Raw genomic sequence first — 24,891 nt, 5'->3', positions numbered from 1 at the left:
TGGCCGGGTGATCACGATCAGGCTGAACGCCGAGGACGTCGGGCGGATCCGGTTCGCGCTGTCGCCGGTCTGGGAGGCGATGACGAGTGTGCGGGCGTTGAGCAACAACACCGCGCAGAGCGTGCACGGTCCGTGGCTGCGGAAGGTGCGGCCGACGATCGCGGGCGACGACCTGACGTTGCTCAGGGCCCTCATTCCGCCGTACGGCTATATCCCCGACTTCATGACGCCTGCGCCGCCGCGGCGGTCGACGAGTTTCGAGTCCGGTCTGGCCGCGATCGCCGCGACGCCGCACGAGATCGTGGCGGACGAGATCGGGAAGCTGCACCACGACACCCCGCATCCCCTGCTGCCGGAGCTGATCGCGAATCCGGCGAAGGCGCTGGATCTGATCACGTCGGCGCTGGAGACGTACTGGCGACGCGCGATCGAGCCCGAGTGGCGGCGGATGCGGTCGCTGCTGCAGGAGGACCTCGCGTTCCGCCTAGACGAGCTGGCGAGCGGCGGGATCGAGCGGCTGTTCCGCAACCTGCATCCGTCGATCTGCTACCGCGGCGACCGCGTCGAGATCGACCGCCCGTACACCTGCGACGGCGAACCGATGGCCGGCCAGGGCCTGCTCCTCGTACCGTGCGTGTTCACGTGGCCCGCCGGGCTGGCCGTGACCGGCGCGCCCCACGTCCCCACGATCACCTACCCACCCCGCGGCCTCGGACGCCTGTGGGAGGACCGCCAGGACACCACAGACTCACCCCTCGCAGACCTCGTCGGCCGCACCCGAGCCGCAATCGTCAGCCACCTAGACCTCCCGATGTCAACCACCCACCTCGCCCACCAGCTAGGCGTCTCGGCCCCGACCCTGAGCGTCCACCTGAGCATCCTCCGCAACGCCGGCGTAGTCGCCTCCCGCCGCGACGGCCGCACAGTCCTGTACCACCGCACTCCCCTGGGCCACCAACTCCTGTCCGCCTCAACTCCGCTGGCATCCTCCGCCTGACCCTCAGCCGAAGCTGGGTGGGTCTATCTGGATTCGGACTGTGCCGGGGTTTTTCTTGGTCGTGCGGGCTGATTGGGATTCTTTGAGGGAGCGGACGAGGGTGGGGCCGTGTTGGCGGGGGGTGCGGACCACGGCTCGGACGGTTTCTTCGTCGAGGTCTACCGGGCCTAGGACTTCCAGGCCCGCGGATGGTGGGACCAGGTCGCGGAGGCGGGTGATCAGGTCGTTGACCGACTCCGAGGGGCCGGTGAGTTCGGCGAGTTTGGCGGCGGGGGCGAGGCGGGCGGTACGGCGTTCCTCGATCTCGCGGGTCGCGTAGCCCTCGGGGCTCCAGCGGACGATCGCCTGCAGTGGAAGGGCGGACGGGTCGCCGACGAGGATCACGGTGCCGCCGTCGCCGGCCGATCGGACCAGGGCGGCCGCGTTGAACCATCGGCGTACCGCTTCCTCAGGAGCGCGGAGATCGGGGCGGGCGAGCATCAACCACGTGTCGAGCAGGACGGCTGCGGCATACCCGCCCTCGGCGACCGGCTCGGCTCCAGGCGTGCTGACAATCAGCGCGGGCGCGTCGGACACGACGTCGAGCATGTTGTCGCCGCCCGACGTACGCACCACCACCCCGGGGAACGCCCGCCCCAACTCCTCCGCCGTACGGCGGGCGCCGATGATCGCTGCCCGCATCCGGGTGTCGCCGCACTCCGGGCACCGGTGATCGACCGCCGGCCGCCCGCACACACTGCAGCTCGCCGGCCCGGATCCTCCGGTACGACGCAACGTCCCGCCGCAGGTCGAACACCGCGACGGCGCACGGCACGTCTGACACACGAGGCTCGGCAAGTACCCGGCCCGTGGAACCTGCACCAACACCGGCCCCGACCGCAGCCCGTCGCGCGCGATCTCGAACACCCGGTGCGGCAACCGCGCCGCCCGCGCGCTCGGATCCCGCGCCAGCTCGATATCCGACTCCCCCGCGATGTGCACCGACGGCGCCGCTGCCCGGATCACCTTCCGGTCCGCGATCAGCTCATGTGCGAACCCGGACTCGATCAAGGCCGCAGCCTCCGCGGACCTCGCGAACCCGCCGAGAAGGGCCGCACAGTTCTGCCGGAACGCCCGCAACAGCAGGACTTCACGCGCATGCGGGTACGGCGCGCGCGGCTCGGCGTACGACTCGTCGCCGTCGTCCCACATCGCCACCAACCCGAGATCTGCCACCGGCGCGAAGGCTGCCGCGCGAGTCCCGATCACCACTCGGGCGCAGCCGCGGAGCGCCGCGAGGAAGGCGCGATAACGCGCCGTCGGGCCGAGGTCCGCCGAGAGCGTGACGAAGCCGTCCTCGCCGAGGACCGCTCGACAGGCCGCGGCCAACCGCTCGAGGTCACGCGCGTCGGGGGCAAGCAGGAGAGCACCCCGACCTGACGCAGCACAAACCGCCGCGGCCTGGGCGAACGCCAACGCCCAATCAGCCCCCGGTACGGCGGTCCAGACGGCCCGCGGCGCCTCGCCTCGCGCGATCGCATCGAGAAAACCAACCGGGTACGGCGACCACTCGGACCGCGAGGTCGACACCGGCGGACGCGGCGGCTGATCGCACCGCAGCGGCTCGGCTTCCACCTTCGCGTGCCGCGGCGGGACGGCCAGCCGGGTGACATCCGCGAGCACCCCGGCGTACCGATCGGCGACCGCACGGCACAGGTCCGAGATCTCCGGCGTTAGCACCCGCTCGGGTGAGACCACCTTGCGGAGCCGCATCAGCTTGCCGTCGTGATCCGACTCGGCAAGCCGCTCCAGCACGAACCCGTCCAGGTCCTTGCCGGCAAACCGAACCTTCACCCGGGCGCCCGGCTGCGCCGCCTCGGCCATGTCCTCCGGGACGAGGTAGTCGAACGGCCGGTCCAGATGCGGGAGGGAGACATCGACCGCGATCCGCGCGACAGGCAACGTCCCGGTGATCTCGGCCGGCTCTTTGGTCCGGGATTTGCGCACGGTGTCCCGCAGCAGCGTGAGTTGCTCCGGCGAGTCCGATGTCACCGGGAAACTGTAGTCGGCCGCGACGACTCTCCGTCGGAGGTCGACCGCCGGCCTGTGGACAAGCGACGGCCCGGCCGCCGTGACCGGCAGCCGGGCCGTACGCGAAACGCAGCTACTACTTGTTGACCGCGGCCTTCAGAGCCTCGACGCGGTCGGTGCGCTCCCAGGTGAAGTCCTCGCCGGTCCGGCCGAAGTGGCCGTTGCGGGCGGTCTGGGCGTAGATCGGCCGGAGCAGCTCCAGGTCGCGGATGATCGCGGCCGGCCGCAGGTCGAAGACCTCACGGGCAGCGTCGGCGATCTTGCTCACCGGCACCTTCTCGGTCCCGAACGTGTCGACGTAGAAGCCGACCGGCGCCGCCTTGCCGATCGCGTACGCGACCTGGCACTCGACCCGGTCCGCGAGCCCCGCGGCGACGATGTTCTTCGCCACCCAGCGCATCGCGTACGCCGCCGACCGGTCCACCTTGGACGGGTCCTTGCCGGAGAACGCGCCACCACCGTGCCGCGCCATCCCGCCGTACGTGTCGATGATGATCTTCCGCCCGGTCAGCCCGGCGTCGCCCATCGGGCCGCCGATCTCGAACCGGCCGGTCGGGTTCACCAGCAGCTTGTAGTCGGTCGAGTCGATGTCGAACTGCTCGAGCACCGGGTCGACGACGTGCTTCTTGATGTCCGGGGTCAGCATCGAGTCCAGGTTGATGTCCGCCGCGTGCTGGCTGGACACCACCACGGTGTCGATCCGGATCGCCTTGTCACCGTCGTACTCGACCGTGACCTGGGTCTTGCCGTCCGGCCGCAGGTAGGCCAGCGTGCCGTTCTTGCGGACCTCGGACAGCCGCTCGGACAGCCGGTGCGCGATCGTGATCGGCAGCGGCATCAACTCCGGCGTCTCGTTGGACGCGTAGCCGAACATCAGTCCCTGGTCGCCTGCCCCCTGCAGGTCCAGGACGTCCACGGACGCGTCCGAGCGCGTCTCGTACGCCGTGTCGACACCCTGCGCGATGTCCGGCGACTGGCTGCCGATGGCGACCTGCACCCCACAGGACGCACCGTCGAAGCCCTTCAAGGACGAGTCGTAGCCGATCTCCAGGATGCGCGATCGCACGATCCCGGGAATGTCGACGTACGCCGTCGTGGTGACCTCGCCGGCGACGACGACCAGACCCGTGGTGATCAGGGTCTCGACCGCCACGCGGCTCTTCGGGTCCTCGGCCAGCAACGCGTCGAGGATGGAGTCGCTGATCTGGTCAGCGATCTTGTCCGGGTGACCTTCGGTCACGGACTCGGACGTGAATAGGCGCCTCGCCACAGTTCTCCCTCGGATTCCTCTCGTGCCGCACGACTGTTCCCCACAGTCGCACGGTCCCCCCATGCACCGACGGTTGGCGATGCATCTTGGGCAGTATGCCAGCAGTTTCCACCGGAATCCCGGTAACCCTCCGGATTCATCCAGCATACGGGATTGGTGATCACATTCTGGACTGAGGGTTGGATTTCAGGCGTGCGCGCCGACCGTGACGTCGCCGAGTGTGAGCGACGGCGCACCACCGAGGATCGCTCCCAGCCGGTCCACCTCGGCGTCCAGCAGCTTGCGCCGGCGACGGTTCAGCGGGGTGAGCGCCTCGACGGTGACGTGCAGTGTCCGGCCTGACTTCTTCTGGTGCCAGACGCCCGCGACGATGCCGTCGACGAGCAGCAGCGGATAGTTGCCGGCCTGCCCACGGGCGGTCGCCCGGGTGAAGGCCTTGCCGGGGAAGAGCAGCTCCCTCGGGTAGCTGCCGACGCCGTACGCATCGAAGTACGGCAGCAGCCGCACACCCTCGGCGCGGTCGTCCGGGAAGTCACCGTCACCCGGGGCATACCAAACCGTATGGTCTGCCAGCTCTGCGCGCGGCAGGTCGTCGAAGTACGGCTTGACGAAGGTCGGCGTGGTTTTGAGCCAGCGGGCGAACTGCTGCGGGGTCGCGGGTCCGTAGAAGTATAGGTAGCGATGCAGGAGTTCGGTGAGGGCCTTCTCCGCGGGCATCGGCTCGAACGGGCGGAGGCGGTGCGGGTTCGCGTATGTCATCAGCCGGCCGCGCATCGGCCCGTGGCAGAGGACACCCGCGTTGGCCGCGACCGAAGTCGCCTGCCGCCACCGTGCCCAGGCGCCCTGGAAGGCGGGGATCGTGGGCTCCCGGGCCCAGGCGCCGGTCCGCCGTACGACCTCTTCGGTCAGCTCGTCGACGGTGAGGTCATCGTGCGCGAGCGCATCGCCGATCGCGACGATGACCTGGTCGATCTCGTCCGGGGACATCCTGATCGGATCCGGTTGGCTGCCGACCGACGGCAGGGCAGATAACGCGCCGGTCCACATCGGCAGGTCGTCTAGCGGCAGCAGATGTACGGTCCCCCGCGGCCCGAACGTCTTCACCAGCTCCTCGTCCTCCTGGATCGTCCGCCGAGTCGCCCCGGCGACGCGGATCGCCACCGACAGCTCCCCCGCCGTCGCGATCTGCGCGTGCGCGCCGCACATCGCCCGTACGGCGTCGACCGGCGTACCGAACGGCTCCATCAGACCGTGCCGGCGCATCCGCCGGGCAACGACCGCTTCCCAGGTGATCTCCATGCCGACGACCCTAGGCGCCGAAGCGGACAACTCCTGACCTCTATGCGCCATCAAATCCCGAGCCGTTTCCGGTGAGTTGCGGCAAGCTGACGCCCATGACCACGACTATCCGGACGGCGACCACCGACGCCGACTACGAAGCCTGGCGAGCGGTGCGGATCGCGGTCCTGCCGTACGAGCGCTGCCCCACCGTCGCCGAGATGCGCGATCTCGATCGCCCGGGCCGGCTGCTGGTGCTGGCAGAGCTCGACGGCGAGGTCGTCGGCAGCGGGCTGGCAGATCGTTCTGGCGACGGTACGCGAGCCTCGTTGATGCCGCGGGTCCACCCGGATCACCGCCGGCGCGGAGTGGGCACCGCTCTGCTCCGGGTTCTCGCCGACCACGGCGTTGCCCAGGGGTTCGACACGGCGGGGACCAGTGTCGACGACGACGAGGCCAGGCTGTTCGCCGAGCGGTTCGGCTTCCAGGAAGCGAATCGGGAGGTCGAACAAGTCCGGCAGATCGGGGACGAGCCGTGGCCGACCTCGCCGACGGAGTACGAGATCGTCTCGGTCGCCGAACGCCCGGAGCTGTGGCCGGCGGCCTATCACCAGGTCGCGGTGCCGACGATCCCGGACATGGACCACTCGGTCGCGCTGAAGGTCTCGGCGGAGGAGTGGGAGAAAGAGTGGATCAACGACCTGGCCGCCATGTTCGTGGCGGTCGCCGATGGGCAGCCGATCGGCGTGGCCGGTCTGAAGCTCGACTCGGATCGTCCCGAGCGCGCGGAGGTCGGGTACACCGCCGTACGCCGGGAGTGGCGCGGCAAGTCGGTCGCGTCGACCCTCAAACGGACCAGCATGGCGTGGGCCGCCGACCACGGAATCACCGAGATCTACACCTGGACGCAGCGCGGCAACGAGTCGATGCGCCGCCTGAACGAGCACCTCGGCTTCACCTACGGCATCGTCAGCCTCACGATGCGGGCACCGCTGCCGTTGCCGGACTAGACCCAGTGGGTGGCGACCAGGTTCCAGATGACGCCGGCGAGGGCGTCCTTGCTGCCGGACGGGACCGGTAGGGCGTTGCCTTCGCGGTCGAGGATGACTGCCTCGTTGACGTCGCTGCCGAAGACCTTGCCGCCGGAGACGTCGTTGATGACGAGCAGGTCGCAGCCCTTGCGCTCCAGCTTGGCCCGGCCGAGCTCGAGCACGGTGTGGTCGGCGTCGCCGGTCTCCGCGGCGAAGCCGACGATCACCTGGCCGGCGCGGGCACGGTCGTGCGAGATGGTGTGCAGGATGTCCGGGTTCTGCACCAGGTTGACGGCGGGCACGGCGCCGTCCGCGGTCTTCTTGATCTTGTGCTCGACCACGTCCAGCGGCCGGAAGTCGGCGACGGCCGCGGCCATCACGATCGCGTCGGCATCGGCGGCACGGCCGGTGATCTCGTCGTACAGATCGCGCGCCGAGACGACCGGGACCACCTGTACTCCGGCCGGGTCGGGCAGCTCGGAGTTGGCCGCGACCAGCGTGACCTTGGCGCCGCGGGCAGCGGCGATCCGGGCGAGCGCATAGCCCTGCTTGCCGGACGACGAGTTGCCGAGGAACCGGACCGGGTCGAGGTGTTCCCGCGTGCCGCCCGCGCTGACCAGCACGTGCTTGCCGGTCAGGTCGGCGACCGATTGCCCGGCGGCGCGGGCGGCCTCGTCGGCGAGCATCAGCTGGCTGATCGCGAAGATCTCCGACGGCTCCGGGAGCCGTCCGCGGCCGGTATCGGCGCCGGTCAGCCGGCCGACAGCCGGCTCGAGGACCGTGATCCCGCGCGACCGCAGGGTCGCGACGTTCGCCTGGGTGGCCGGGTGTTCCCACATCTCGGTGTGCATCGCGGCCGCGAACAGGATCGGGCAGCGCGCTGTGAGCAGGGTGTTCGTCAGTAGGTCGTCGGCCAGCCCGTGGGCGGCCTTGGCGATCAGGTTCGCAGTCGCGGGCGCAACGACGACCAGTTCGGCGGCCTTGCCGATCCGGACGTGCGGCACTTCCTCGACGTGGTCGAAGGGGTCTGCGGTCACAGGCTGCCCGGACAGCGCCGCCCAGGTCGCCGCGCCGACGAACTCCAGCGCGGCCGCCGTCGGCACCACCCGCACGCTGTGCCCGGACTCGGTCAGCCGCCGGAGCAGATCGCAGACCTTGTACGCCGCGATGCCGCCGCCGACGCCCAGCACCACGTTCGGCTTGTGCTTGGGTACGACAGAGGCCCCCGGGACGGCGTTGGTCCCAGGGGTTTGCACTTCACCGGATCCGGACATCAGCTGACCCCGTTCCCGGTCGTCATTGCGAGTGGGTTACTCGGACTTCTCCGCGGCAGCGGCTTCCGCCTCGGCCTCGGGGTCGATGTCGGTGCAGGTCAGCACGCCCTCGTTGATCTCGCGCATGGCGATCGAAAGCGGCTTCTCCTGGACGTGCGTCTCGACCAGCGGTCCGACGTACTCCAGCAGGCCCTCGCCGAGCTGTGAGTAGTAGGCGTTGATCTGCCGCGCGCGCTTGGCCGAGTACAGCACCAGCTTGTACTTCGAGTCGGTGCGGGTGAGCAGGTCGTCGATCGGCGGCGAGGTGATGCCGATGGCGACGGGCTGGTTGCCAGACAAAGTCAGCTCTTTCCAGAGATGGAGGGTGATCGAATCAACTTTACCAACTGATCGGCAGCCTCCCGAACCGAGGCGTTCACGATCGTCACGTCGAACTCCTTCTCGGCCGCCAGTTCCAGTACGGCGGTCTCGAGCCGGCGCTCGCGTTCTTCCTTGGTCTCGGTGCCCCGGCCGACCAGACGGCGTACCAGCTCGTCCCAGGTCGGGGGCGCCAGGAACACGAACTGTGCCTCCGGCATCGTCTCGCGGACCTGACGGGCGCCCTGCAGGTCGATCTCCAGCAGGGCCGGCCGGCCCGCGGCGAGTTTGTCGAGCACGGGCTGCTTCGGAGTCCCGTAGCGGGCCGCCTTGTGCACGACCGCCCACTCCAGCAGCTCACCGTCCGCGATCATCCGGTCGAACTCCGTGTCGGAGACGAACAGGTAGTGCACGCCGTGCACCTCGTTCGGCCGGGGTTTGCGGGTGGTCGCCGAGACCGAGATCCAGATGTCGGGGTACCGCTCGCGGATCTCCGCCGCGACCGTCCCCTTCCCCACGGCAGTGGGCCCGGCCAGCACGGTCAACCGCGCCGGGCCGGGAGCAGCGGCCATCGGCTCGTTCGCAACATTGTCAGGGTGCGTGGTCATCGTCACACCAGTGTCCAACGAGCCGGGATGGATTTCGGTCTGGCTCACACTGAATCACCCAGTGTCACTCGGCGAATTCGCGCTCGAGCGCGGCGATCTGGTTGGAGCCGAGGCCGCGCACCCGCCGCGTCTCCGAGATCCCCGCCCGCTCCATGATCTGCTGGGCGCGGACCTTGCCGACGCCCGGGATGCACTGCAGCAGTTGGCTCACCCGCATCTTGCCGATGACCTCGTTCGTCTGCCCCTCGTGGAGCACCTCCGTCGGAGACGCTCCCGAGTGCCGGATCCGGTTCTTGATCTCGGCTCGTTCACGCCGCGCCGCCGCGGCCTTGTCCAGGGCAGCCGCACGCTGCTCCGGGGTCAAAGAAGGAAGTGGCACCGTTTCACCTGTCCCGTTGTATGGCTTCGCAAGGGAACCTAACACGGGTGCAGCCCGCGATCAGGGCGTGGTTGCCTGAGTCGCGGATGAGCGCGCGGATTGGAACGATCAGTTGATCAATTCATCGCGGGAAGGTCGACCTTGCAGCTGTCCTTGGCCTGGCTGCTGATGTTCTTGTACGCCGTCATCACCGCGCCGGTCTCCTTGCTCAGCTTCGCGAGCTCGACCCGGTCCGAGCCGGCCTTCTTGGCCTTCTCCGCGAACGTCACGACGACACCCCAGTCGTCCTTGACGTCCTTGGGTGCGGACTCCTGGAGCTTCTTCGCCTCGTCCAGGATCTTCACGTAGTCGACCGGCTTCTGCGGATCGACGTCGACGGCCTTCGCGGCGTACTTGGCGAGGTCGACGCAGTACGCCTGCTCGTCGGTGCAGGCGGTCAGCAGACCTGCGGTGGCAGTCAGAGTCGCAACGATGGCGAGAACACGCTTCACGGCTTCATCCTCGGGGGTCGGGAGGTCGTGTGCGACCGACGCTACCGGGAGTCACCAAACGATCGGAAACGAATACGTTCCGCTGCTGCTCCGTGGCGCCGGCGGGACGGCGATGCGACGCCGCCCGGCCGGCACCGCGGGCGTCAGTTGGCGTTACCCGCGCCCGGGAGGTCGATCTTGCAGCTGTCCTTGGCCTGCTTGGTGATCGCCGTCATGGCGGGCTGGATCTTGTCGCCGTCGGCCTTGGCGAGCTCGAGCAGCTTGTTCGTGTCGCCGTTCGCGTCCTGCGCCTTCTCGGCGTAGTCGATGACGACCTTCCAGTCGTCCTTCAGGTCGTCCGGCGCCGACTTCGACACCTTCTTGGCCTGGTCCAGCATCTTGCCGACCGCGTCGGCGTTCTTGATGTCGAGGTCCTTCGAGGAGTCGACGTAGCCCTTGAGGTTGTCGCAGTAGTTGCCACCCGAGCATGCCGTCAGGGTGCCAACACTCATCGTCACAACGGCCGCGAGGGCTGCCAGCTTCCGCATCCTGTTCCTTCACTGAGTCGTGCGGGAAGACCGTGGCTCCCCGTCCGCCGACACCTTTCCGAACGCCGGGGTCACCGCGAGCTCCGGCACGCCGTGAACAAGATCGCACGGCTCGACTGGAACCGGGTTGTGATGTGCCGCGTCGTCACGGCCGCCGAACGAGATCGCGACCGCGTTCGCCCCGACGATCACCAGGATCGCTGCCCAGTCGAGGATCGCCAGCCTCTGATGGAGAACCACCAGGCCGACCATTGCCGCGAGCACCGGATTCACACTCATGAAGACGCCGAAGAACTGCGCAGGCACCCGCCGCAACGTCAACAGATCAACGAGAAACGGTACGGCGGACGACAGCACGCCCGCCACCAGCGCGTACGACACCGCGGCGAGCGTCGCCGGATGGTGCAGCAGGACGACCACGCCGACCGGAACGTAGGCGAGTCCGGACAATCCGGCCGCGACGGCCGAACCCGTTGCCCCCGGCAACTCTCGGCCGACCTTGCGGTTGAGGAGGATGTAGAAGGCCCAGCACATCGCGGCAAGCAGACCCAGCCCGATCCCCAGGTAGTCAGTTGTCGCCTGCGGCCTGGCCAGCAGCACCACCGCCGGCGCGGCTACCAACGCGCACACCAGGTCGAGCAAACGCCGCGAGCCCAGCAACGCAACTGCTAGCGGGCCCAAGAACTCGAGGGTGACGGCCAGGCCCAGTCCGACCCGGTCGATGGCGGTGTAGAGGGACAGGTTCATGACCGCGAAGACCATCGCCAGGCCGATCACCGGGCGCCATTGGCGGGCGGTGATGGACCGCAGGCGCGGGCGACCGACGGCGAGCAGGACGATCGCGGCGACCCATTGCCGGATCGCCACCACGCCCGCCGGACCGATCACCGGGAACGCGAGCGCCGCCACCGACGCACCGACCTGCGTCGACAGCCCGCTCCCGAGCATCATCGCCACTCCGACCAACCGTTCTCGCCTCACACTGACGAGAGTCGTCCTGTCAGCGCCCGCCACAAAATGCGAGCGCGCGGCGATCTATACGCTGGAGTCATGGATCTCGAGCTGCGGCACCTGCGCTGCCTGGTCGCGATCGTCGACAACGGGACGTTCACCGACGCGGCGATCGAGCTCGGGATCTCCCAGGCCGCCGTGTCACGGAGCCTGCTGGCTCTCGAGCAGCGGCTCGGCGTACGCCTGCTGCACCGGACCAGCCGGTCGATCACGCCGACGACCGCGGGTATCCAGGTGCTCGCACGCGCTCGGCAGGTGCTGGCCGAGGTCGAGGTGCTGGTGAGTGAGGCGACCAGCGGCCACACCCGGCTCCGGGTCGGGCATGCGTGGTCGGCGTTCGGTAGGCATACGACGGAGTTCCAGCGCCGCTGGGCTGCCGCGCACCCCGAGATCGAGCTGCAGCTGATCCGCACGAACACCGGCACCGGCGGCCTGACCGAGGGGCTGTGCGATCTGGCCGTGATCCGGAGCCACCTCGACCTGAGCAGGTTCGGGCACGTGCTGCTGACCCAGGAGCCGCGGTACGCCGTCCTGCCCGCCGACGACGCACTGGCGCGCAAACGATCGCTCACGCTCGCGCAGATCGCCGACCGGACGATCGTGATCGACCGCCGTACCGGGAGCACCACGATCGACCTCTGGCCGGAGGACGCGCGACCGCGGATCGAGCTGACCCACGACGTCGACGACTGGCTCGCCGCCATCGCGTCCGGCCGCTGCATCGGCGTGACGCCGCAGGCCACGACCACGCAGTACCGGCGGGACGGTGTCGTCTATCGCCCGCTGCGTGACGCGCCACCGGTCGACGTACACCTGATCTGGCACCGCGAGGACCCACATCCAGCCACCCAGGCGGCCGTAGGGCTCCTCACGACGCTCTACAAGGAATCCACCGCCTGACGGCGATCCCGGGCCTTCCACAGCAGGTTGCGAATCTCGTCGAGTCCACCAACCGGCCACCGCTCGGCGACCTGCCGCACCTCGGGGTCCCGGATGCCGTCCCACAGAGCGCCGATGAAGTCACCCCACACGACCTTGAACGGCCGGCCGACCAGATGCTCGACCCCGAGCTCGACCGGCTCGGTGATGCCGAGCCGGTTGTGCAACTCCCCCACAGCCCGGTACGCCGCTCCGAGCGCCTCCTCACGCTCCTGCCAGCTCGACGTCTGCAGCACGGTACGCAGCAGCGGCCCGATCGACGGACCGCACGACAACCGGCTGAACGCAGTACCGAACCACTTCGAGTACGGCGCGTACTGCCGCTCGAGCAGGAAGCACAACCGCATCAGGTTCCACACGAGCTGCGAACCGATCACCGCCGAGCCGAGCTCGTCACCGACGTACCCCGAACGCCCGACCAGGTTCATCTCCGGATGCACGCGCCACCAGGCGGTGATCATCAGGTACCGCCAGACGTCGTCGGGGTAGTACACCAATCGATCGCGCACGGCCTGAAGACCGAGCTCGTCGTGAAACACGCCACCCGTCGTCATCTGCAGCAGGATCGACTCGGGGAAGGTCAGCCAGTCCCGGATCGTCAACTCGGCGTCGGGGTCGAAGGTCAGTTGGTCCAGGAAGTACCTGCGGATCGTGTGGACCTCGACCAGTGCCGTCCGTCCCTCGAAGGTCTGCGGGACCTGCAGGTGGAGCTCCACGCCTTCAGGTACGAACACCAGCGCGCGAGCCTCGCAGTTGTGGTCGGTCGACATCTCGTCGTCGTACCCGAGCACCTCCGAGCCGCGCCCCAGCAGCGCGGCGCTGTGCGGCAGGTCGATGGCCTGCCGCACCACGTCGTCGTAGAACCGACTGCACAACTCCAGCCCTGCACCCATCCGAGGAGGGTAGCGCCGATCAGTAGCCCAGGACTGTCCGATAGGCGTCGTTGGCGCGGTCGGCGGCGGACTGTAGGCCGGTGGGGCCGGCTCCGAGGATCTCGCGGGAGCTGGAGGGTACGACGTTGCGGACCGCGGTGCCGAAGACCTTCGTCAAGCCCTCGGCCGTGCCGCCCTGGGCGCCGAGGCCGGGGGCGAGCAGCGGGCCGTTGATGTCGAGGTTCTCGTTGGTGGAACTGATGGTCGCGCCAACGACTGCACCGAACGAGCCGAGGCCGTCGGAGTCGGCGTTCAACCCGCGCAGGCCGTCGAGCACTGCGCCGGCGACGGTCGGGCCGTCGGCGGTGCGGGCCGTTTGGAACTGCGGACCTTCCGGGTTCGATGTCAGGGCCAGCACGAACAACCCGGCGCCGGACTCGCGCGCCACGTCGATGGCCGGCTGCAGCGAACCGAAGCCGAGGTACGGGCTGACCGTCAGCGCGTCGCACGCCAGCGGACCCTTCTCGGCCAGGTACGCCGCCGCGTACCCGCCCATCGTGCTGCCGATGTCACCGCGCTTCGCGTCGATGATCACCAGCGCACCGGCGTCCCGCAGCCGGATCGTGGCCTGCTCGAGTACGGCGATGCCGGCCGACCCGAACCGCTCGAAGAACGCGGACTGCGGCTTGAACACCGCGACCCGGTCCGCGAGCGCGTCGACGACGCCGTACGTGAACGAGGCCAGGCCCTCGGCGGTGTCCGGCAGACCCCACGAATCCAGCAGGTGCTGGTGCGGGTCGATGCCGACGCAGAGTGGTCCGCGGGCATCCATGGCGGCCCGCAGCCGCGTCCCGAAAGGCTGGTTGCGCATCTCGCTCTCCAAGATTTCGTTGCTCACGGCAAGCTCCTGTTGATCTTCCGGATCAGACCGGGGCCTCGGTAGATCAGGCCGGTGTAGACCTGGACGAGACTCGCGCCGGCGTCGAAGAGGCGGGTCGCGTCGGACGGTTCGACGATCCCTCCGACTCCGATGATCGGCAGCGCTCCCCCGGTCTCGTTGTGGATATGGGCGACGGTCTTCGCTGCGATCTCGCCGAGCGGACGGCCGGACAGACCGCCGGTCTCGCCGGACAGCGGGTCGGACTCGACGCCGGGGCGGGTGATGGTGGTGTTGGTGGCGATGATGCCGGCGACGCCGACGTCGGTGCAGACCTGGAGCAGTTCGTCGATCGCCGACGTGGTGAGGTCCGGCGCGATCTTCACCAGGATCGGTTTCGGCGTCAGCCCGGCGACGGTCAGGCCGGCTGCCTCGGTGTGCAGGGCGGTCAGCAGCTCCCGGAGATGGCCCGCGTCCTGCAGTGCGCGCAGTCCGGGGGTGTTCGGCGAGGAGACGTTGACCGCGAAGTAGTCGCCGTAGCGGTAGAGGCGGCGGAGGGAGGCCACGTAGTCCTCGACCGCCTCTTCGAGCGGGGTGACCTTCGACTTGCCGATCGAGACGCCGAGCGGATAGCCGAGCGGGCCATAAGCCTTGAGCCGGGCGGCCAGGGCCTCCGAGCCGAGGTTGTTGAAGCCCATCCGGTTGATGACCGCTTCGTGCTCGACCAACCGGAACAACCGCGGCCGAGGGTTCCCGGGCTGCGGGTGCGCGGTGACCGTGCCGACCTCGACGAAACCGAACCCGATCGCCGGCCAGGCGCGCAGCGCGATCCCGCTCTTGTCCATACCCGCCGCCAGCCCGACCGGCGACGGGAACCGGACCCCGAAGACCGTGCGGGCCGAGGCCGCACGACCGCCTTGCCCCGGGACCCCGAACAAGCGGGCCCCGGCCGCGGCAGCGCCCGGGATGCGCCCGAGGAGGCGCATCCCGTTCAGTGTCTGGTCGTGTGCGGTCTCCGCGTCGCCCTTGCCCAGGCGATACAGGACCGGCCGCACGACCTTCCTATACACCGTGGATCCTCGGCACCCAGTCCTGCAGCGACCGTACGCCGATGTCCCCCGCCCGCTGCGCCTCGATGCCCTGTACGGCGGCCGCCAGCCCCTGCACCGTGGTGATGCACGGGATGTTCCGCGCCACCGCCGCACTGCGGATCTCGTAGCCGTCCAACCGCGGCGAACCGCCCTGCGTGATCCCGATCGGGGTGTTGACGATCAGGTTCAGCTCGCCGTCCTGGACCATCTGCACGATCGTCGGCTCGCCGTTCGGGCCGGGGCCCTGGCTGCTCTTGCGGACCGTGACCGCTTCGACCCCGTTGCGCCGCAGGACGTCCGCCGTACCTTCGGTCGCGTAGATCTGGAAGCCGAGATCCGCCAGCCGCTTGACCGGGAAGATCATGTGCCGCTTGTCCCGGTTCGCGACCGAGACGAACACCTTGCCGTCGATCGGCAGCGGCTGCGACGCACCCGCCTGCGACTTCGCGAACGCCGTACCGAAGGTGTCGTCGATGCCCATCACCTCGCCGGTGGACTTCATCTCCGGCCCGAGCACGGTGTCGACCGACGAGCCGTCGATGGTCCGGAACCGGTTGAACGGCATCACGGCTTCCTTCACCGCGATCGGCGTCGTCGTCGGCAGCGTGCCGCCGTCACCGGTGGCCGGCAGCAACCCCTCGGTCCGCAGCTCGGCGATCGTTGCCCCGAGCATCACCCGGGCCGCGGCCTTGGCCAGCGGTGTCGCGGTCGCCTTCGACACGAACGGCACGGTCCGCGAGGCCCGCGGGTTCGCCTCCAGTACGTAGAGGACGTCGCCGGCCAGCGCGTACTGGATGTTGATCAGCCCGCGTACGCCGACCCCGCGCGCGATCGCCTCGGTCGACGTCCGGAGCTTCTCGATGTCCGCGTTCCCGAGCGTGATCGGCGGCAGCGCGCAGGACGAGTCGCCGGAGTGGACCCCGGCCTCCTCGATGTGCTCCATCACGCCGCCGAGGAACAGCTCGTTCCCGTCGTACAACCCGTCCACGTCGATCTCGACCGCGTCGTCCAGGAACCGGTCGATCAGCACCGGGTGCTCGAAAGCATTCCCGCCGCCGAGCCGCTCCAGTGCAGCCGACAGCTCGGCCGCGCTGTAGACGATCTCCATCCCGCGTCCACCCAGCACGTACGACGGCCGCACCAGGACCGGGAACCCGATCTCCTCGGCCACCGCCTGCGCCTCGTCGGCGGACAGCGCCGTACCGTGCTTCGGCGCCGGCAGCTGTGCCTCCGCGAGCACCTTCCCGAACGCGCCCCGCTCCTCGGCCAGGTGAATGGCCTCCGGCGACGTCCCGACGATCGGTACGCCGGCATCCGCGAGCCGCTGCGCCAACCCCAGCGGCGTCTGGCCGCCGAGCTGCACGATCACGCCGGCGACCGGGCCGGCCTGCTGCTCGGCGTACACGATCTCGAGCACGTCCTCGCAGGTGAGCGGCTCGAAGTACAGCCGGTCGGAGGTGTCGTAGTCGGTCGAGACCGTCTCCGGGTTGCAGTTCACCATCACCGTGCAGTAGCCGGCCTCGCGCAGCGCCATCGACGCGTGCACGCAGGAGTAGTCGAACTCGATCCCCTGGCCGATCCGGTTCGGCCCCGAGCCCAGGATCAGCACGGCCGGAGTCTCGCGCGGTGCGACCTCGCTCTCCTCGTCGTACGACGAGTAGTGGTACGGCGTCTCGGCCTTGAACTCGGCCGCACAGGTGTCGACCGTCTTGTAGACCGGCCGGATCCCGAGCGCCTGCCGGACACCACGTACGACGTCCTCGGTCAGCCCGCGGATCTCGGCCAGCTGCAGGTCCGAGAACCCGTGCCGCTTGGCCAGCTTGATGACCTCAGGCGTGAGCCGCGGTGCGGCGGCCACCTGCAGCGCGGTCTCGTGCAGCAGGTACAGCTGGTCCACGAACCACGGGTCGATCTTGGTCGCGTCGAAGATCTCGTCCGGCGTCGCACCCGCCCGGATCGCATCCATGATGATCCGCAGCCGTCCGTCCTGCGGCGTCTTGATTGCCTCCAGCAACGGCTCCAGCTCGCTCGCCGGATGGCCGGCCCAGGAGAACCGGGCCTCCGGCTTCTCCAGCGACCGCAGCGCCTTCTGCAGCGCCTCGGTGTAGTTGCGGCCGATCGCCATCGCCTCGCCGACGCTCTTCATGTGCGTGGTCAGCGTGGCGTCCGCGGCCGGGAACTTCTCGAACGCGAACCGCGGTACCTTCACCACCACGTAGTCCAGCGTGGGCTCGAAGCTGGCCGGCGTCTGCTTGGTGATGTCGTTCGGGATCTCGTCCAGCGTGTAGCCGATGGCGACCTTCGCGGCGATCTTCGCGATCGGGAAGCCGGTCGCCTTCGAGGCCAGTGCGGACGACCGCGAGACCCGCGGGTTCATCTCGATCACGATCAGCCGGCCGTCGGCCGGGTTCACCGCGAACTGGATGTTGCAGCCGCCGGTGTCGACGCCGACCTCGCGGATGATGCCGATGGCAAGGTCTCGCATGACCTGGTACTCGCGGTCGGTCAGCGTCATCGCCGGCGCGACCGTGACCGAGTCGCCGGTGTGCACGCCCATCGGGTCGACGTTCTCGATCGAGCAGATGATCACGACGTTGTCGGCCTTGTCGCGCATCACCTCCAGCTCGTACTCCTTCCAGCCGAGGATCGACTCCTCGATCAGGACCTCGGTCGTCGGCGAGGCGTGCAGCCCGGCGCCGGCGATCCGGCGCAGGTCGGCCTCGTCGTACGCCATCCCGGAGCCGACGCCGCCCATCGTGAACGACGGCCGCACGACCAGCGGGTACCCGAGCTGGTCCGCGGCACCCATCACGTCGTCGAGCGTGTGGCAGATCACCGACCGCGCGGTCTCCGCACCGAGCTTCTCGACGATGTGCTTGAACGACTCCCGGTTCTCGCCGCGCTGGATCGCGTCGACGGACGCGCCGATCAGCTCCACGCCGTACTTCTCGAGTACGCCGTTCTCGTGCAGGGCGATCGCCGCGTTCAGCGCGGTCTGGCCGCCGAGGGTGGCGAGCAGCGCGTTCGGGCGCTCCTTCTCGATCACCTTCTCGACGAACTCCGGCGTGATCGGCTCGACGTACGTGGCGTCGGCGAACTCCGGGTCGGTCATGATCGTGGCCGGGTTCGAGTTCACCAGGACGACCCGGAAGCCCTCCTCGCGCAGCACCCGGCAGGCCTGCGTGCCGGAGTAGTCGAACTCGCAGGCCTGACCGATCACGATCGGGCCGGAGCCGATCACCAGCACCGACTCGATATCTGTACGCCGCGGCATCAGGCCCTCCCCTCCATCAACTCAACGAACCGGTCGAACAGGTACGCCGAGTCGTGCGGACCGGCCGCCGCCTCGGGGTGGTACTGCACCGAGAAGGCCAGCACCCGGCCGTCGCGGCCGGTCAGCCTGAGCCCCTCGACCACGTTGTCGTTCAACGACACGTGCGACACCTCGGCCGTGCCGTACGGCGTCTCCACCGTCTCCTCGATCGGCGCGTCCACGGCGAAGCCGTGGTTCTGCGCGGTGATCTCGACCTTCCCGGTCGCCCGGTCGAGCACCGGCTGGTTGATCCCGCGGTGCCCGTACTTCAGCTTGAACGTCCCGAGTCCGAGCGCGCGCCCGAACACCTGGTTGCCGAAGCAGATCCCGAAGTACGGCTTGCCCCGCTGCAGCAGCTCCTTGAGGAGCGTGGTCGGGTGCTCGGTGGTCTCCGGGTCGCCCGGGCCGTTGCTCATGAAGATGCCGTCCGGGTTGACGGCGAGGACCTCGTCCAGCGATGCGGTCGCCGGCATCACGTGGACCTCGATGCCACGCTCGGCCATCCGCTTCGGTGTCATCGACTTGATCCCGAGGTCGAGCGCGACCACGGTGAAGCGGCGCTCGCCGACAGCGGGTACGACGTATGTCTCGGCGGTGGTGACCTCGTCGGCGAGGTCCGCGCCCACCATCGGCGCCTGCTGCAGCACCTTCTCCAGCAGCGCGGACGGGTCGAGGATCTCGGTGGAGATGCCCGCCCGCATCGCGCCGCGCTCACGCAGGTGGCGGGTCAGTGCGCGGGTGTCGATGCCGGAGATCCCGACGATCCCCTGGCTCTTCAGCTGGTCGTCGAGAGACCGCTTCGCGCGCCAGTTCGACGGCACGCGGGCCGGGTCGCGGACGACGTACCCGGCGACCCAGATCCGCTCCGACTCGTCGTCCTCGTCGTTGATCCCGGTGTTGCCGATGTGCGGCGCGGTCTGGGTGACGATCTGCCGGTGGTACGACGGGTCGGTCAGCGTCTCCTGGTACCCGGTCATGCCGGTGGTGAACACCGCCTCGCCGTACGTCTCGCCGGTCGCCCCGTACGACGTGCCGGCGAACGACCGGCCGTCCTCGAGGACCAGTAGCGCGGGCTGGCTCATCTTTGCTCGGCTCCGATCAGTGTTGCGATGGATTCGGTCAGGGCGGCGGTGTCGGCCTTGCGACGCGGGCGGAACCCGGTGTCGAGCTCGCGGCCGTCGTGCGTCCAGGTGACCACGACCAGGCCGGACTTCTCCGCGGTCACCTTGCCGGCGATCCCGCGGTCGGTCCGTACGCCGGTCAGCTGGTCGACGGGGATGAACACATCTGTCGCGCCCTGCCGGTGGAAGATCAGGCCGGCCTCACTGACGGCCAGGTCCGCGATACTGCGGACTCCCAGTTCGTGCACGGCGATCCGGTCCATCCAGTCGCCGGCACTCGTGGTTGCGACGTACACCCCTTCTACGCCGCGAAGCTTGTCCGCCGGCGCCGCGGGCAGCGGCGCCAGGTCGGACTGCCGGGACTGGCGGTTCCGCCAGCCCCGGTACATGCCGAAGTAGCCAGCCGCCAGCACCAGCAGCGTGCCGAGAATGCCCAGGAAGGCCTTCACCGGGTCAGCTCACCGTCCAGCACGACCGGCGTACCGCGGAGGAACGTCGCGACCACCTTGCCCGGCAGCGTCATCCCCTCGAACGGCGTGTTCCGCGACAGCGACACCGACTCGTCCGGTACTACGGTCCGCTCGACGCGCGGGTCGTACAGGACGACGTTCGCCGGCGCACCGACCTCCAGCGGGCGGCCGTGCTCCGAGATCTGCCCGATCGCGGAAGGCCGGTAGCTCATCCGGTCGGCGACGTCGGACCAGGTCAGCAGCTTGGTGTCGATCATCGCGTGCTGTACGACGCTGAGCGCCGTCTCCAGCCCGGTCATGCCGAACGCGGCCGCACTCCACTCGCAGTCCTTGTCCTCCACGGGGTGCGGCGCGTGGTCGGTGGCGACGATGTCGATCGTCCCGTCGGCCAGGCCCTCGCGGACCGCCTCGACGTCCTCCTTGGTACGCAGCGGCGGGTTCACCTTGTACACCGGGTTGTAGGAGGCGGCCAGGTCCTCGGTCAGCAGCAGGTGGTGCGGCGTGACCTCGGCGGTGACCTCCAGCCCGCGGCGCTTGGCGGCGCGGACGATCTCCACCGAGCCCTTGGTCGACAGGTGGCAGATGTGCAGCTTCGATCCGACGTGCGCGTTGAGCAGGATGTCCCGGGCGATGATCGCCTCCTCGGCGACACTCGGCCAGCCGGTCAGCCCGAGTACGCCGGACAGCGCGCCCTCGTTCATCTGCGCGCCCTGGGTCAGCCGCGGCTCCTGCGCGTGCTGGGCGATCACCCCGTCGAACGCCTTCACGTACTCGAGCGCGCGCCGCATCAGCGCGGCGTCCCAGACGCAGTCGCCGTCGTCGGAGAACACCCGGACGCGGGCTGCCGAGTCCGCCATCGCGCCGAGCTCCGCGAGCTGCGTGCCCTTCCGGCCGACGGTGACCGCGCCGATCGGGTACACATCGGCGTACCCGGCGTCGCGGCCGAGGCGCCAGACCTGCTCGACGACGCCGGCGGTGTCGGCGACGGGGTCGGTGTTGGCCATCGCGAACACCGCGGTGAAGCCGCCAACGGCCGCGGCCCGGGTGCCGGTCAGCACGGTCTCGGCGTCCTCCCGGCCCGGCTCGCGCAGGTGCGTGTGCAGGTCGACCAGACCCGGCAGCGCGACCAGGCCCTGCGCGTCGATGGTCTGTACGTCGGCCGGCGCGTCGAGGTTGGTGCCGACAGCAACGATCTCGCCGTTGTCGATCAGCAGATCCGCCACCTCACCGCCGACGATGCTCGCTCCGGTGATCAGGTACGCGGTCATGCTGTGGTCTCCTCTTCGTTGCTTCCAGATAGCAGCAGGTACAGGACGGCCATGCGGATCGCCACGCCGTTCGTGACCTGCTCGACGATCACCGAGCGGGTCGAGTCGGCGACCTCGGCGCTGATCTCCATCCCGCGGTTCATCGGGCCGGGGTGCAGCACGATCGCGTCGTCCGGCAGCTGCGCCATCCGGTACTTGTCCAGGCCGTACCGCCGGGTGTACTCGCGGGCGCTCGGGAAGAACGCGTCGTTCATCCGCTCCCGCTGCACCCGCAGCATCATCACCGCGTCGCTCTTCGCCAGCGCACCGTCCAGGTCGTACGACGTCGCGCACGGCCAGCTCGTCATGTCGACGGGCAGCAGCGTCGGCGGCGCGACCACGGTCACCTCGGCGCCGAGCGTCGCGAGCAGCAGCACGTTCGACCGGGCGACCCGCGAGTGCAGGACGTCGCCGACGATCGTGACTCGGCGCCCGTCGAGCGAGCCGAGGTGGCGGCGCATCGTGAACGCGTCGAGCAGCGCCTGGGTCGGGTGCTCGTGGGTCCCGTCACCGGCGTTCACCACCGAGCCGGTCATCCAGCCGGACTTCGCCAGCAGATGCGGCGCGCCGGACGAACCGTGCCGGCAGACCACACCGTCCGCACCCATCGCCTGCAGCGTCAGCGCGGTGTCCTTGAGGCTCTCGCCCTTGCTCACGCTCGAGCCCTTGGCGGAGAAGTTGATCACATCCGCCGACAGCCGCTTGGCGGCCGCCTCGAACGAGATCCGGGTCCGGGTCGAGTCCTCGAAGAACAGGTTCACCACGGTTCGCCCGCGCAGCGCGGGCAGCTTCTTGATCGGGCGGTCGGCCAGCGACCGCATCTCCTCGGCGGTGTCGAGGATCAGATTGGCCTCGTCGCGACTCAGGTCGCCGGCACTCAGCAGATGTTTCACTTCGCCCCCTTGTCGGCGATCAGCACAGCGTCCTCGCCGTCGAACTCGGTCAGGTGGACCGTGACCCGCTCCACCAGCGAGGTCGGCAGGTTCTTGCCGACGTAGTCGGCGCGGATCGGCAACTCGCGGTGGCCGCGGTCGACCAGCACGGCGAGCTGGACCGCACGCGGGCGGCCGATGTCGCCGAGCGCGTCGAGCGCCGCGCGGATCGTCCGGCCGGAGAACAGCACGTCGTCGACGAGTACGACGACCTTGCCGTCGATCCCGCCCGCGGGGATGTCGGTGTGTTCCAGGCCACGGGGTGGCTTCAGACCGATGTCGTCGCGGTACATGGTCACGTCGAGTGACCCCGTGGGTACGCTCTGCCCCTCAACCGCCTGGATCCGGGCGGAGACGCGCTGGGCCAGCGGGACACCGCGGGTGGGGATGCCGAGCAGGACGACCGGGTCGGCGCCGCGGTTCCGCTCGAGAATCTCGTGGGCGATCCGGGTCAGTGCCCGGGAAATGTCGGAAGCATCGAGGACCTCGCGGCTACTGCGTTCCAGCGGCTGCGCGACGTCCGGAGTCTCTGCACTCTGGGCAGGGCTCATCGCTACCGTTCCTCCTTTCCCGCCTCTCTGGACGGGTCTTTAAAGGACGTTCGGACCGCTTGACATGGTATCGGATGTGACACGCCGTCTTGACGCTGGCCTCGCACCCAGAATATTGTTACTCTGTGTAATCGAGGGGGGTTTCACCATCCGGCCCGTTCCCTGCGGGCCGGACATGACGAAACTAGTCGGAGGGAAGACCAGCGTGCCTAGCGAATACGCGAAGACACTGGGTGGCAAGCTACGCGCCATCCGCCAGCAGCAAGGGTTGTCGCTGCATGGTGTGGAAGAGAAGTCCAAGGGTCGCTGGAAGGCGGTCGTCGTCGGCTCTTACGAGCGTGGCGATCGAGCCGTCACGGTCCAGAAGCTCGCGGAGCTCGCCGATTTCTACGGCGTGCCGATCCGTGAACTGCTCCCTGGTTCCGCCAGCGCGGCCGCAGCTGCTGCCGCTCCGCCCCGGTTGATCCTCGACCTGGAGGCCCTGCAACACCTCGACGCGAGCGAGGCGGGTCCGCTGACGCGGTATGCCGCCACGATCCAGGCTCAGCGTGGGGACTACAACGGAAAGGTGCTGTCGATCCGGCAGGACGACATGCGGACGCTCGCCGTGATCTACGACGAGTCGCCGACGACGCTGACCGAGCGTTTCATCTCCTGGGGCGTGCTGAACCCGGAGGCGAAGGGTGAGGTCGAGGAATCGTCCGAGGCAGCCGGCGCCTGACGCATAGCGTCAATCGAAGGCACTAGACGGTCGGGGCTTGTAGCAGCTGGCCCGCGGCCGCCCGCCTTCTCCATCTGACCCAACAGAGCAGCACCAGCGGCAGGTACCACCTCACCAGCCGCGTACGGGGACGCATCGGCGGCCCGGGACCGTACCGAGACGGTCACCGGGCCAGATACAGAGAGGGACTCGGAGAGGGCTCGCCCCCCTCGTTCCTCAACCAGAATTTCCCAGCCGCAGGGCTTCTCAGACGCCCAGTGTCGGCTTCAGCTGCAGCAGTCTCGCCAGCAGCCCGTTCACGAAGACCGGCGACTCGTCCGTGGACAGATCGCGCGCCATCGCGACCGCTTCGCTCACCGCGACCACATCCGGGACCTGGTCGTCGAACAACAGCTCGTAGGCGCCGATCCGGAGGATGTTCCGGTCGACGGCCGGCATCCGGTCGAGCGTCCAGCCCACCGAATGCGTCTCGAGCAGGTCGTCGATCTGCTCGATGTGCTTCGCGACACCTTCGACCAGCGCCACGGTGAACTCGTTCACCGGCGGGTCGTTGTCGGCCACCCGGTCGGCCAGGGTGCCGCCGACCGGCAGCCCCCTGACCTCGGACTCGAACAGCACGTCCAGTGCGCGCTTGCGGGCCTTGCTACGGGCAGACATGTTCTGTTGTCAGCTCTCTCAGGGTCTGTCAGGGCCTCAGGAGGTGACGCGGCCGAGGTAGTCCCCGGTGCGGGTGTCCACCTTGACCTTCTCACCAGTGGTCAGGAACAACGGGACCTGGATGTCGTAGCCGGTCTCCAGCTTGGCCGGCTTGGTGCCGCCGCTGGAGCGGTCGCCCTGCAGACCGGGCTCGGTGTACTCCACCGTCAGCTCGACCGAGGCCGGCAGCTCGACGTACAGCGGGAGGTCGTCGTGCACGGCGACGATGGCGTCCTGGTTCTCCAGCAGGAAGTGGACGGCGTCGCCGACCACCTCAGGCTGCAGCTGCAGCTGGTCGTACGTCGACTTGTCCATGAACACGAACGCCGACCCGTCGTTGTACAGGTACGTCATGTCACGCTTGTCGACCGTGGCCACCTCGACCTTGACGTCGGCGTTGAAGGTCTTGTCCACCACCTTGCCGGACAGCACGTTCTTGAGCTTCGTCCGGACGATGGCGCCGCCCTTGCCCGGCTTGTGATGCTGGAACCACACGACGGACCACAGCTGTCCGTCCAGGTCGAGCACCATGCCGTTCTTGAGGTCGTTCGTCGTTGCCACGCGGGTATGCCCTTCGAATTCGATCAGCGGTCAGAGTGCGTCCGAGGCTCCAGCGCCGTAGCGAGCAGGTGCTCGGTGCGGTGCATCGGCGCGCGGGGGCGAAGGTCTCGATGCGGAGCATCGTGGCCTTTGCACCCGTGCGGCGAG

25 protein-coding genes are annotated in these 24,891 nt (G+C 68.9%); 4 read left to right on the top strand and 21 right to left on the bottom strand.

The window, feature by feature from the left end; translation table 11 throughout:
- Nucleotides 1–7: 7 nt before the first annotated feature.
- Entirely contained in the window at nucleotides 8–997 is a 990-nt protein-coding gene (locus ACFWUU_RS09900; protein WP_380174343.1) for an ArsR/SmtB family transcription factor, read from the top strand.
- A 3-nt stretch (nucleotides 998–1,000) separates the two neighbouring features.
- On the opposite strand, the gene ACFWUU_RS09895 is transcribed toward ACFWUU_RS09900, so the two are convergent.
- From ACFWUU_RS09895 to ACFWUU_RS09885, 3 genes are all read right to left on the bottom strand, one after another.
- Complete coding sequence (locus ACFWUU_RS09895; protein ID WP_380174341.1) at nucleotides 1,001–3,028, bottom strand: primosomal protein N'; 2,028 nt, start codon at nucleotides 3,026–3,028, stop codon at nucleotides 1,001–1,003.
- Nucleotides 3,029–3,143: 115 nt separating this feature from the next.
- Nucleotides 3,144–4,337, bottom strand: coding sequence for a methionine adenosyltransferase (metK, locus tag ACFWUU_RS09890; protein ID WP_137257488.1), 1,194 nt, complete (start codon nucleotides 4,335–4,337; stop codon nucleotides 3,144–3,146).
- A gap of 186 nt (nucleotides 4,338–4,523) precedes the next feature.
- On the bottom strand, nucleotides 4,524–5,636 hold the full coding sequence (locus ACFWUU_RS09885; RefSeq protein ID WP_380174339.1) for a winged helix DNA-binding domain-containing protein: 1,113 nt from the start codon (nucleotides 5,634–5,636) through the stop codon (nucleotides 4,524–4,526).
- Nucleotides 5,637–5,731: 95 nt separating this feature from the next.
- On the opposite strand from ACFWUU_RS09885, the gene ACFWUU_RS09880 reads away from it, so the two are divergent.
- A complete protein-coding gene (locus ACFWUU_RS09880; protein ID WP_380174337.1) occupies nucleotides 5,732–6,625 on the top strand; it encodes a GNAT family N-acetyltransferase in 894 nt (297 codons plus the stop codon).
- Here the strand turns inward: ACFWUU_RS09880 and coaBC are convergent.
- From coaBC to ACFWUU_RS09845, 7 genes are all read right to left on the bottom strand, one after another.
- The gene (gene coaBC, locus ACFWUU_RS09875) at nucleotides 6,622–7,920 is read right to left on the bottom strand and encodes a bifunctional phosphopantothenoylcysteine decarboxylase/phosphopantothenate--cysteine ligase CoaBC (RefSeq protein WP_380174335.1); all 1,299 of its coding nucleotides are present in this window, start codon (nucleotides 7,918–7,920) and stop codon (nucleotides 6,622–6,624) included. The two genes, ACFWUU_RS09880 and coaBC, sit on opposite strands and share 4 nt — an antisense overlap.
- Before the next feature lie 36 nt (nucleotides 7,921–7,956).
- Nucleotides 7,957–8,259 (bottom strand): DNA-directed RNA polymerase subunit omega, encoded by a 303-nt coding sequence (rpoZ, locus tag ACFWUU_RS09870; protein ID WP_130388473.1) that lies wholly within the window; start codon nucleotides 8,257–8,259, stop codon nucleotides 7,957–7,959.
- 2 nt (nucleotides 8,260–8,261) lie between these two features.
- On the bottom strand, nucleotides 8,262–8,885 hold the full coding sequence (gene gmk, locus ACFWUU_RS09865; protein WP_137257491.1) for a guanylate kinase: 624 nt from the start codon (nucleotides 8,883–8,885) through the stop codon (nucleotides 8,262–8,264).
- Between the two features lie 64 nt (nucleotides 8,886–8,949).
- Nucleotides 8,950–9,264 carry an integration host factor, actinobacterial type gene (mihF, locus tag ACFWUU_RS09860; protein WP_130449575.1) on the bottom strand — a complete coding sequence of 105 codons (315 nt, stop codon included), beginning with the start codon at nucleotides 9,262–9,264 and terminating at the stop codon, nucleotides 8,950–8,952.
- 116 nt (nucleotides 9,265–9,380) lie between these two features.
- A complete protein-coding gene (locus ACFWUU_RS09855; protein WP_380174333.1) occupies nucleotides 9,381–9,755 on the bottom strand; it encodes a hypothetical protein in 375 nt (124 codons plus the stop codon).
- Nucleotides 9,756–9,898: 143 nt separating this feature from the next.
- Nucleotides 9,899–10,282 carry a hypothetical protein gene (locus tag ACFWUU_RS09850; protein ID WP_380174331.1) on the bottom strand — a complete coding sequence of 128 codons (384 nt, stop codon included), beginning with the start codon at nucleotides 10,280–10,282 and terminating at the stop codon, nucleotides 9,899–9,901.
- A gap of 9 nt (nucleotides 10,283–10,291) precedes the next feature.
- The gene (locus ACFWUU_RS09845; RefSeq protein ID WP_380174329.1) at nucleotides 10,292–11,263 is read right to left on the bottom strand and encodes a DMT family transporter; all 972 of its coding nucleotides are present in this window, start codon (nucleotides 11,261–11,263) and stop codon (nucleotides 10,292–10,294) included.
- 69 nt (nucleotides 11,264–11,332) lie between these two features.
- On the opposite strand from ACFWUU_RS09845, the gene ACFWUU_RS09840 reads away from it, so the two are divergent.
- On the top strand, nucleotides 11,333–12,193 hold the full coding sequence (locus ACFWUU_RS09840) for a LysR family transcriptional regulator (RefSeq protein WP_380174327.1): 861 nt from the start codon (nucleotides 11,333–11,335) through the stop codon (nucleotides 12,191–12,193).
- On the opposite strand, the gene ACFWUU_RS09835 is transcribed toward ACFWUU_RS09840, so the two are convergent.
- From ACFWUU_RS09835 to pyrR, 9 genes are read right to left on the bottom strand one after another with little or no spacing between them, the layout of a single operon-like run.
- A complete protein-coding gene (locus ACFWUU_RS09835; RefSeq protein WP_380174325.1) occupies nucleotides 12,172–13,125 on the bottom strand; it encodes a DUF4037 domain-containing protein in 954 nt (317 codons plus the stop codon). The genes ACFWUU_RS09840 and ACFWUU_RS09835 overlap by 22 nt on opposite strands.
- Before the next feature lie 19 nt (nucleotides 13,126–13,144).
- Entirely contained in the window at nucleotides 13,145–13,975 is an 831-nt protein-coding gene (gene pyrF / locus ACFWUU_RS09830) for an orotidine-5'-phosphate decarboxylase (RefSeq protein WP_380176835.1), read from the bottom strand.
- Between the two features lie 23 nt (nucleotides 13,976–13,998).
- Nucleotides 13,999–15,051: a quinone-dependent dihydroorotate dehydrogenase gene (locus tag ACFWUU_RS09825; RefSeq protein ID WP_380174323.1), complete on the bottom strand. Its 1,053-nt coding sequence runs from the start codon at nucleotides 15,049–15,051 to the stop codon at nucleotides 13,999–14,001.
- The gene (gene carB, locus ACFWUU_RS09820) at nucleotides 15,044–18,346 is read right to left on the bottom strand and encodes a carbamoyl-phosphate synthase large subunit (protein WP_380174321.1); all 3,303 of its coding nucleotides are present in this window, start codon (nucleotides 18,344–18,346) and stop codon (nucleotides 15,044–15,046) included. Before carB ends, ACFWUU_RS09825 begins: the two co-directional genes overlap by 8 nt.
- Nucleotides 18,346–19,467 (bottom strand): glutamine-hydrolyzing carbamoyl-phosphate synthase small subunit, encoded by a 1,122-nt coding sequence (gene carA, locus ACFWUU_RS09815; protein ID WP_380174319.1) that lies wholly within the window; start codon nucleotides 19,465–19,467, stop codon nucleotides 18,346–18,348. The genes carB and carA overlap by 1 nt, the downstream gene beginning before the upstream one ends.
- Nucleotides 19,464–19,955: a hypothetical protein gene (locus tag ACFWUU_RS09810; protein ID WP_137257497.1), complete on the bottom strand. Its 492-nt coding sequence runs from the start codon at nucleotides 19,953–19,955 to the stop codon at nucleotides 19,464–19,466. Before ACFWUU_RS09810 ends, carA begins: the two co-directional genes overlap by 4 nt.
- Complete coding sequence (locus ACFWUU_RS09805) at nucleotides 19,952–21,244, bottom strand: dihydroorotase (RefSeq protein ID WP_380174317.1); 1,293 nt, start codon at nucleotides 21,242–21,244, stop codon at nucleotides 19,952–19,954. The genes ACFWUU_RS09810 and ACFWUU_RS09805 overlap by 4 nt, the downstream gene beginning before the upstream one ends.
- Entirely contained in the window at nucleotides 21,241–22,176 is a 936-nt protein-coding gene (locus ACFWUU_RS09800) for an aspartate carbamoyltransferase catalytic subunit (protein WP_380174315.1), read from the bottom strand. The genes ACFWUU_RS09805 and ACFWUU_RS09800 overlap by 4 nt, the downstream gene beginning before the upstream one ends.
- Nucleotides 22,173–22,766 (bottom strand): bifunctional pyr operon transcriptional regulator/uracil phosphoribosyltransferase PyrR, encoded by a 594-nt coding sequence (gene pyrR, locus ACFWUU_RS09795; RefSeq protein ID WP_137257500.1) that lies wholly within the window; start codon nucleotides 22,764–22,766, stop codon nucleotides 22,173–22,175. The genes ACFWUU_RS09800 and pyrR overlap by 4 nt, the downstream gene beginning before the upstream one ends.
- A gap of 205 nt (nucleotides 22,767–22,971) precedes the next feature.
- Between pyrR and ACFWUU_RS09790 the strand changes: the two genes are divergently transcribed.
- The gene (locus ACFWUU_RS09790; protein ID WP_130449595.1) at nucleotides 22,972–23,487 is read left to right on the top strand and encodes a transcriptional regulator; all 516 of its coding nucleotides are present in this window, start codon (nucleotides 22,972–22,974) and stop codon (nucleotides 23,485–23,487) included.
- A 246-nt stretch (nucleotides 23,488–23,733) separates the two neighbouring features.
- Here the strand turns inward: ACFWUU_RS09790 and nusB are convergent, their stop codons facing one another.
- Together nusB and efp are read right to left on the bottom strand one after the other, a co-directional pair.
- The gene (gene nusB / locus ACFWUU_RS09785; protein WP_137257501.1) at nucleotides 23,734–24,144 is read right to left on the bottom strand and encodes a transcription antitermination factor NusB; all 411 of its coding nucleotides are present in this window, start codon (nucleotides 24,142–24,144) and stop codon (nucleotides 23,734–23,736) included.
- Nucleotides 24,145–24,180: 36 nt separating this feature from the next.
- Nucleotides 24,181–24,744 carry an elongation factor P gene (gene efp, locus ACFWUU_RS09780; RefSeq protein WP_137257502.1) on the bottom strand — a complete coding sequence of 188 codons (564 nt, stop codon included), beginning with the start codon at nucleotides 24,742–24,744 and terminating at the stop codon, nucleotides 24,181–24,183.
- Nucleotides 24,745–24,891 lie beyond the last annotated feature (147 nt).

It is taken from the genome of Kribbella sp. NPDC058693 (assembly GCF_042715335.1).
GTDB classification, from domain to species: domain Bacteria; phylum Actinomycetota; class Actinomycetes; order Propionibacteriales; family Kribbellaceae; genus Kribbella; species Kribbella jiaozuonensis.
Note: the sequence above shows the minus strand (reverse complement) of the source record. Positions and strands in the feature narration are given on the sequence as shown.